The sequence below is a fragment of the Kitasatospora sp. NPDC050543 genome (genome assembly GCF_044457565.1).
Classification (GTDB): domain Bacteria; phylum Actinomycetota; class Actinomycetes; order Streptomycetales; family Streptomycetaceae; genus Kitasatospora.
In genome coordinates, this window is the sequence record NZ_JBITGZ010000075.1 from 1 (window position 1) to 7,759 (window position 7,759).

Annotated in this window: 7 protein-coding genes; 4 read left to right on the forward strand and 3 right to left on the reverse strand. The window is 73.6% G+C overall.

Going from position 1 to position 7,759, the window contains the following annotated elements; translation table 11 throughout:
• Nucleotides 1-308 precede the first annotated feature (308 nt).
• A complete protein-coding gene (locus ACIBH3_RS35595; RefSeq protein WP_396316267.1) occupies nt 309-1,289 on the forward strand; it encodes a phosphatidylinositol-specific phospholipase C in 981 nt (326 codons plus the stop codon).
• 146 nt (nt 1,290-1,435) lie between these two features.
• Nucleotides 1,436-1,681: a hypothetical protein gene (locus ACIBH3_RS35600; RefSeq protein WP_396316268.1), complete on the forward strand. Its 246-nt coding sequence runs from the start codon at nt 1,436-1,438 to the stop codon at nt 1,679-1,681.
• Between the two features lie 167 nt (nt 1,682-1,848).
• On the opposite strand, the gene ACIBH3_RS35605 is transcribed toward ACIBH3_RS35600, so the two are convergent.
• The 3 genes from ACIBH3_RS35605 to ACIBH3_RS35615 all read right to left on the reverse strand — a co-directional run bounded on the left by ACIBH3_RS35605 (nt 1,849) and on the right by ACIBH3_RS35615 (nt 4,764).
• Nucleotides 1,849-2,064 (reverse strand): hypothetical protein, encoded by a 216-nt coding sequence (locus tag ACIBH3_RS35605; protein ID WP_396316269.1) that lies wholly within the window; start codon nt 2,062-2,064, stop codon nt 1,849-1,851.
• Nucleotides 2,065-2,380: 316 nt separating this feature from the next.
• Nucleotides 2,381-3,805, reverse strand: a complete 1,425-nt coding sequence (locus ACIBH3_RS35610) for a D-alanyl-D-alanine carboxypeptidase family protein (RefSeq protein WP_396316270.1) — start codon at nt 3,803-3,805, stop codon at nt 2,381-2,383.
• Nucleotides 3,806-4,170: 365 nt separating this feature from the next.
• Entirely contained in the window at nt 4,171-4,764 is a 594-nt protein-coding gene (locus ACIBH3_RS35615; RefSeq protein ID WP_396316271.1) for a hypothetical protein, read from the reverse strand.
• A 434-nt stretch (nt 4,765-5,198) separates the two neighbouring features.
• On the opposite strand from ACIBH3_RS35615, the gene ACIBH3_RS35620 reads away from it, so the two are divergent.
• Nucleotides 5,199-6,800, forward strand: a complete 1,602-nt coding sequence (locus ACIBH3_RS35620) for a phytoene desaturase family protein (RefSeq protein ID WP_396316273.1) — start codon at nt 5,199-5,201, stop codon at nt 6,798-6,800.
• Nucleotides 6,801-6,944: 144 nt separating this feature from the next.
• Entirely contained in the window at nt 6,945-7,622 is a 678-nt protein-coding gene (locus ACIBH3_RS35625) for a TetR/AcrR family transcriptional regulator (protein WP_396316272.1), read from the forward strand.
• The last annotated feature ends 137 nt before the right edge of the window (nt 7,623-7,759 follow it).

A 7,759-nucleotide genomic window follows, 5' to 3' on the forward strand; every position in this document is an offset into this window, starting at 1 on the left:
CGCGGCGCCCCGGGCGTCGGACAGGGGCCCCGGGGCGAAGTACACGGCAAGGGGCCCGGCGCGCACACCGCGCGCCGGGCCCCTTCGCCGCACCCTGCTCTGCCGTCGACGTCACCGTGCGGCTGATCACCCTGGTCGCAACAGCACCGAGAGCCCGGGATCTGTGCGACGACCGGGCTGCACCATCCGTAGCGCACCGTCCCTGAGATCACCTCAGGAGAGCCGTGCACAGGACTGTACCCACGCGGTTCGCGCCATCCACAATGGACATGGCAAGCATGTCTCGTGGCGAACACCGGGATGGTGCAATGAACCTGACGGATGCTCCGCACGGCCACCGTACGCCCGGTCACCGTCTGGTCAGCCGCCGTGCCCTCGGCCGCTCCGCGCTGCTGCTCGCCGCGGCCGGCGCCGGGTTCGGTGCGACAACGCGGGCGGCCGGCGCCGCGACCCCGGCGGGATCCGCGACGCGGGCGGCGGGCGCGGCCGACGTACCGGCCGGCGCGGACTGGCTCGGCGCGCTGTCCGTCTCGGCCCACCTCTCGCAGCTCTCGCTTCCGGGTACCCACGACAGCTGCGCACTCTACGGCGGCGCGATCACCCAGACGCAGACGCTGTCGATACCCGACCAACTCGCCTCAGGAATCCGCTTCCTGGACATCCGCTGCCGCGCGATCGACGGGGTGTTCGCGATCCACCACGGCTCGTTCTACCAGCACATCATGTTCGGCGACGTCCTCAACCTGTGCCAGACGTTCCTCTCCCAGCACCCCGGCGAAACCGTCCTGATGCGGGTCAAGCAGGAGTACTCCACCGTCTCCGACGCCGACTTCAGAGCGATCTTCGCGACGTACCAGGCGAAGTGGCCCGGCCTGTTCTGGGGCGAGCAGCGGGTGCCGCAACTCGGCGAGGTACGGGGCCGGATCACCCTGCTCGCCGACAGCGGCGGGCTGCCCGGCATACCGTGGGGCGGGTCGCTCACCGACATCGAGGACGACTACCAGATCGGGACGATCTTCGACATCGCGTCCCGCAAGTGGCCGGAGGTGTCGGCCCACCTGGACGCCGCCCGGGCCTCCACCGCCACCCAGCGGCTCTTCCTCACCTTCACCTCCTCCTCCGGCTGGGGGCTGTGGCCGAGACAGGCCGCCGACGCGATGGCCCCCAGGCTGGCCGGTTACCTCTCCGCCCTGGCCCCCGCGAGCCGCCCACACCTGGGCACGGTGCCGATGGACTTCGTCACGCCGTCCGACGTCCGCCGCCTGTACGCGACGAACTTCGGCGCGTGACGCTTCCCTCCGGTGCCGGCCTCGCTCCGCCGCCCGGCTGGCGACCCCGGATCGTCAGACCCGGCCGCTAGCCTGACGGCACGTCAGTCAACATCAACTTCTCGCTGTCCGTCACCCGGCTCCCCGGCCCCGAGCAGGTGGACGCGGTGCTGACGGCGCTGGAGGCCGTCATGCTCGACCACGGGATCGACGGCGAGGTCGTCCTCGGGGTCCACCCGGGCGAGGCCGGCGAGCACCAGGTGGTGGGGGACAACGGGTCCTACCCGCTCTGCATCACCCGGTGCTACCTGTGGCGGCCCAGGTTCGAGAGCGACGTCGAGCTCGCCGTGGGCCGGGCCGCACCTTCCGCCAAGGTGGTCATCGACTGGGACTACCCCGACGAGCGCCACTGACCCGCACGACCGGGGGCGCACCGGCACCGGGCGACTCGCCCGCCCGGCGACCGAGCCGGCGGGCGGCTACGTCTCGACGTACACGACCAGGACGACGGTGCCGACCAGCGTCGCCGCTCGGCCATCTCGTGCAACACCACCTGGCCCGCCGACGGGAGCCCGAGTGCCTAGGCGACGCGCTGCTCCCGCGCCTGCTGGGCGTCCTCGACCGGGGGCAGGCCGCGTTCGGCGCGGATGTCCTCCCACGAGCGGGAGGCCGACAGGTCCAGCCCCCGGTCGGCCAGGTCGAGCAGCACATACGCCAGGGTGGGGTCGTCGGCGACCGCGTCCCGGGCGTCCTCGCGCAGGGCGTCCGCCTCCTGCGGGTCGAATGTGATGCGCATGGTTCCTCCAGCGGCGGGCCTCGGCTGGTGGCCCGGATCCGAGGCTAGCGCAGTACGGCTTCCCCGCGAACCCGGACGCGGAAGTCATCGACTGGGCCTGGTCGCAAGCGCGTTCAGGCGCGAGCCGGCCGGGATGCCGGATGCCGGCGGCGACGGGAACCTGCACCCCGGGCAGCGCCTGCGGCAGTGGGACGGATCCGCACAGTCGGTGAACTCCTGCATCAGGGACCCTTCGTGGCCCTGCGCCGCCGACGACGTGCCGTCCGAGGCCGAGCCGCTCGCCGCTGCCCACCCCGCGAGCGACCCCGGCGGCCCGCTACCTGCGCCGGGGCGAGTGCCGGCCCGGCCGCCGCAACCGCCGCCGGGCCGCACCGACCAGCACGCGCACCCGCCGGATCGGCCGCCGGCCGACCGGTACGACCCGCCGTCGCCCCACCGCCGTGGCTCCGACCGGCCCGCGGGCCGGTGCTCCCACCCCGGCCCGGACGGGCGCCCCGACCGGGCGGCCCGGTGCCGCCGTGCCAGCCGCACCCGCCGTGACCCCCGCACCCGCGCTGACCCCCGTACCCGCCGACGACCAGGCCGGCGCTGGGCGCCGACGCTGCCGCACCAGCGCGCGGACCACGGCCACCGCCACCGCGACGCCGCCCAGCGTGATCACCAGCCACCCGGCCGCACCGGTCTCGCCGCCGACGGGCTGCGGGAGCGCGACCTCCGGCGGGCCGGTCTGTTCGAAGGGGCGATCCGCCTCGGCCGGCGCCGGCTCCTCCACCAGCCGCCCGACCGGAGCGACCTTGCCCGCCGCCGCGAATCCCCAGTCGAGCAGCGCCGCGGCCTCGTCGTACACCACCTGGTTCGACTCCGTGTGCATCAGCGTGACGAGCAGCGTACGGCCGCCACGCTCGGCCGCACCGGTGAAGGTCGCGCCCGCGTTGGTGGTGTAGCCGTTCTTCACCCCGATCAGCCCGGGGTAGTTGCCGAGCAGCCGGTCGGTGTTGGCGATGTCGTAACTGGTGCGCCGGCCGGTGGTCTTGTCGATCGCTCCGGGAAACTGGGCCGTCCTGGTGCCGCAGTACATCCGGAAGTCCTGGTTGTGCAGTCCGGCCCGGGCGAACAGCGTCAGGTCGTACGCCGAGGAGACCTGGCCCTCCTCGTCGTAGCCGTCCGGGGTGACCACATGCGTGTCGTGCGCCTGGAGCGCGTCGGCCCGGGCCTGCATCTGTGCCACGGTGGTCGGTATCCCGCCGTTCATATGGGCGAGTACGTGCACCGCGTCGTTGCCCGAGCTGAGGAAGACTCCCCGCCACAGGTCCTCGACCCGGTAGCCGAGGCCCTCCTTGACGCCCACGAGGCTGCTGCCGGCGCCGAGGCCCGCCAGCTCGGAGGGGTCGACCTGGTGGATCGCCGTCTTGTCGAGCCGGGGTATCAGGGTGTCCGCGAAGAGCATCTTCATCGTGCTCGCGGGCGGCAGCCGCAGATGAGCGTTCTGCGAGGCCAGTACCTCTCCCGTGCCGGCGTCGGCGACCAGCCAGGACAGCCCGGTCAGGGCGGTCGGCAGCGCCGGCGCTCCGGCCAGCGGCGCCACCTGGACGCCCGACCGCGCCAGCCGCTCGCCGCCGACCGTGGAGACGGCGTCGGGGGCGGACGCGGCGCCGTGGGCGGCGACAGCGGGGCCCGGTGCGAGCGGTATCAGCGCGATCGCAACGGGCGTGAGAACCCTGAACGGGCGCAACAGTTGCACACCGCGACCGTACTGGCGCCCCGCCGCGCCCGCCCGCCCATGTGCTCCGCCCGGGGGAGTCCGCAGGCCGCCGGCGCCACCGGCGTCACCGTGACGCAGTCGAGCCGGAGCGCCGGTCGACGCCGCTCGGACACGCGCCACCACCGCTCCGGGCCGGCCACCGCTGCCTGACGGTCGGCCGGCCCCGGACGTCGAGCGTGGAGCATCCCGGCGCCTTCGAAGCGGCCCCCGTGAAGCGAGTGCGCACACCTGTCGGATCGGATCCCGGGGCCGTTTTGACCCGCCGTCAACTGACGAACGGCTCCGCGGGGCTCGATCCGCAGCCGCCGCTGAGACCGGCGGCGGCTGCGGATCCGGGTGCGCGGTCAGACGGTGAAGAGCATGGCCTCAAGTCGCAGCGCCTGGCCGGTGGTGCCGATGTAGGTGAACCGGCCGGGGATGTCGGAGCAGACCTTCGGCTGCCAGCCGATGTTCTGGACGTGGCCGGCGGCGCAGACCGAGCCGCTGCTCGATGTCACACCGACGGATTCCAGCCGCAGGCCCTGGCCCACGGTGCCGAGCAGCAGCGGCGCGAACTCGCTGCCGCACTGCTGCGGCTGCCAGCCGAGGTTCTGCACGTGCGCGACGCCGCAGACCGTGCCGCCGTCGGCCGGGATGATGTTGACCGCCTCCAGCTGCCGGGACTGGCCGACCGTCCCGGCGACAGCCCCGTCGCAGACCGGGGCCTGCCAGCCGGAGCCGGTCAGCAGGACGGAGTAGCAGATGTGCCGCCCGCCGGTCGCGGCGGCCTGCTCGGCCGCCGCCCTCAGTTCGGCCTGCCTGGACTCGGCCTGCCCGCCGGACGTGGTGGTGGCGGACGAGCCGGTCAGCTGCACCGCCGCACCCGCGGTGGGCGCGGCGGCGAGCAGGCCGGCGACCGTGCCGGCGACGGCGAGCAGGGTTGAGATCCTCCTGGACATGTCTCTCCCATGGATAGTCGTGCGCTGTCGGCTCCGCCCGGTCGCGCTCCGCGTGACGCACCGGGAGGAGCAGCGCACCCGAAGGAACGGACCCCAGCAACCAAAGCGCTGCCACCTGCCCGCGAGCCTACGGAGGCTCGTGTGGACGGTGGTGGCGCGACAGCAAGGCTGGCAGGTGCGCGTCATGTACGCCAGGGTGAATTCTGGCCTAAGCCGGAGCAGCTGAGATCAATGAGTGCCGGCGGCTCCCGGGGCGGTCGACGGTCGCTGCCCAGCCATCTCGGGGCCGGGGCCGAGCCTGTCCTGGGCGCGCCACGCGGCCGATTCGACACCCTTGGCCGGAGCCGGCCGGCTTTGGTAGGACTCGAGCCATGCAACCTGACCGACAGGATCTCGCGTCCGTGGCCCCGGACCCGGCACGCTCCCCGGCCGGGCTGCCCGGCCGTCCCGTCTACGACGCCGTCATCGTCGGCGGCGGGCACAACGGGCTGGTCGCCGCCGCCTACCTGGCCGGGGCGGGCCGCAGCGTCCTGGTGCTGGAGAGGCTGGGCCGTACGGGTGGGGCGGCGGTGTCCATCGAGGCGTTCCCCGGCGTACCGGCCCGGCTGTCCCAGTACTCCTACCTGGTGAGCCTGCTGCCGCGGAAGATCATCGACGACCTCGGGCTGCGCTTCGCCGTGCGCCGCCGGCGGATCTCCTCCTACACGCCCGTCGCCGGGGAGGCCGGGCTGCTGGTGGACAACGGCGACGACGCCGGGACCGCCCGTGCCTTCCGCGAACTCACCGGTTCCGACGCCGAGTTCACCGCCTGGAAGGAGTTCTACGGGATGACCGGCCGGGTGGCCGAACGGGTCTTCCCGTCCCTGACCCAGCCGTTGCCCACCCGGGAGGACCTGCGTCGGCGCATCGACGACCCGGCCGCCTGGGAGGCCCTGTTCGAGCGGCCGATCGGCGAGGCGGTGGAACGCTGCTTCAGTCATGACGTGGTCCGTGGCGTGGTGCTGACCGACGCCCTGATCGGTACCTTCAGCCACGCCCACGACCCCTCGCTGCGCCAGAACCGCTGCTTCCTGTACCACGTGATCGGCGGCGGCACGGGGGACTGGGACGTACCGGTCGGCGGCATGGGCGCGCTCACCGGGGCGCTCGCCGACGCGGCCCGGGCGGCCGGCGCCGAGATCCTCACCGGCTGCGAGGTGACGGCGATCGGTCCGGAAGGCGCCGTCGCCGAGGTGACGTACCGGGCCGGGGACGCCGAGCGCCGGGTCGGCGCCAGGTGGGTGCTGTGCAACGCCGCGCCGCGGACGCTGGACCGGCTGCTCGGCGAGCAGCCCGCCGAGCCGGGACCGCAGGGCGCGCAACTCAAGGTGAACATGCTGCTGCGCCGCCTGCCGCGGCTCAGGTCGACCGCGGTGGACCCGCGCGACGCGTTCGCCGGCACGTTCCACATCGCCGAGTCGTACGGTGAGTTGGAGGCGGCGTACCGGCAGGCCGCGGCCGGGCGGCTGCCCTCGCCCGCGCCGTCGGAGATCTACTGTCACTCGCTCTCCGACCCCTCGATCCTCGCGCCGGACCTGGTGGCGCAGGGGTATCACACCTTGACCCTCTTCGGGCTCCAACTTCCGGCCGACCTGTTCTCCGGTGAACTGCCCTCCGGGGCGGCGGTCGGGTCAGCGGCCGGGGCAGTGGACGGGGGAGGAGCGGACGCGGTGCGGGCGGCCGCGCTCGAAGCCGTACTGGCGTCCCTGGACGCCCACCTCGGCGAGCCGCTCGCGGACTGCCTGGCCCTGGACGCCCACGGCCGGCCGTGCATCGAGGCGAAGAGCCCCCTGGACCTGGAGCGTGACCTCGGGCTGCCCGGCGGGAACATCTTCCACCGGGATCTGGACTTCCCGTACGGCGATCCGGCCGATGACCGCTGGGGCGTGGCCACCCGTCACCCCAATGTGCTGCTGTGCGGGGCGGGTGCGGCGCGCGGCGGAGGTGTCAGCGGAATCCCCGGCCACAATGCGGCGATGGCCGTCCTGCTGAGCTGAGTCGTGCCGGGTCGAGCGGTGCCGCGCCGGGTCGCGCTGGACGGCTCGGGCCGGGCCGGGCCACGCTGCGGCGCAGACCGACGGAAGGGAGCCCCCTGCTGCATAGACTGAACCGAGTAGTACAACAAGGGAAGGTGGGGCTCGATGACCCAGGAGCGTGTACAACCGCCCGCAGGCTCACGGCGGTTACCCGAGAAGCGGTGGGCGATCGCCCGCGCGGCGAGCGTCGTCTTCGGGCGTGAGGGCTACACCCGGGCCAGCGTGGACGCGATCGCGGCCGAGGCGGGCGTGTCCAAGCGGACCGTCTACAACCACTTCGGTGACAAGGAGAAGCTGTTCCTCTCCGTGGCCCTGGAGATGGCGGGCGAGCTGACGGCGGCCATCGCCGCCTTGGCGGACCGGCACCTGGGCGCGGCCGTGGACCGGCGCGGGGCCGTGGACCTGGAGCGCGACCTCGGTGCGTTCGCCACCGCCCGGGCCCGGGCGATGCTGTCGGCGGGGGACCGCTACGCGCTGGCCCGGGCGATCCGGGCGGAGGCGGCCCATGTGCCACCGGATGTCCTGCGGTCCTGGCTCGATGCCGGTCCGTTCGCCTCCCAGCGCGACATCGCCGCGCACCTGCGGCGGATGGCCGGCCAGGGGTTGCTGGCCGTCGACGACGCCGACCTGGCGGCCACCCACTTCACCCTGCTGACCTTCAGTGGCGCGGCCGACCGCTCCTTCTTCGGCGCTGTCCCGATCTCCGACGCCGAGCTCGCGGACATCGTCAGCACCGGCGTGCACGCCTTCCTGCGACTGTACGGGCCCTCGGTGGGCAGCTGAGCACCCGGGCGAGAGCGGCGGGGGGGGGGCGGGGGGGGGGGCCCCCCCCCCCCGGCGCCGCCCCCCCCCCCCCCCGGGCACAAAACGACATAGTTATTTAGAAAAACACCCCGCGGCGGTGGTTAAAAAACCCAAGT

What these genes read in the sequence shown, in the direction of transcription:
- ACIBH3_RS35625 (WP_396316272.1), top strand. Translation starts at nt 6,945, where the DNA reads ATGACCCAGGAGCGTGTACAACCGCCCGCAGGCTCACGGCGGTTACCC.
- ACIBH3_RS35615 (WP_396316271.1), bottom strand. Translation starts at nt 4,764, where the DNA reads ATGTCCAGGAGGATCTCAACCCTGCTCGCCGTCGCCGGCACGGTCGCC.
- ACIBH3_RS35595 (WP_396316267.1), top strand. Translation starts at nt 309, where the DNA reads ATGAACCTGACGGATGCTCCGCACGGCCACCGTACGCCCGGTCACCGT.
- ACIBH3_RS35605 (WP_396316269.1), bottom strand. Translation starts at nt 2,064, where the DNA reads ATGCGCATCACATTCGACCCGCAGGAGGCGGACGCCCTGCGCGAGGAC.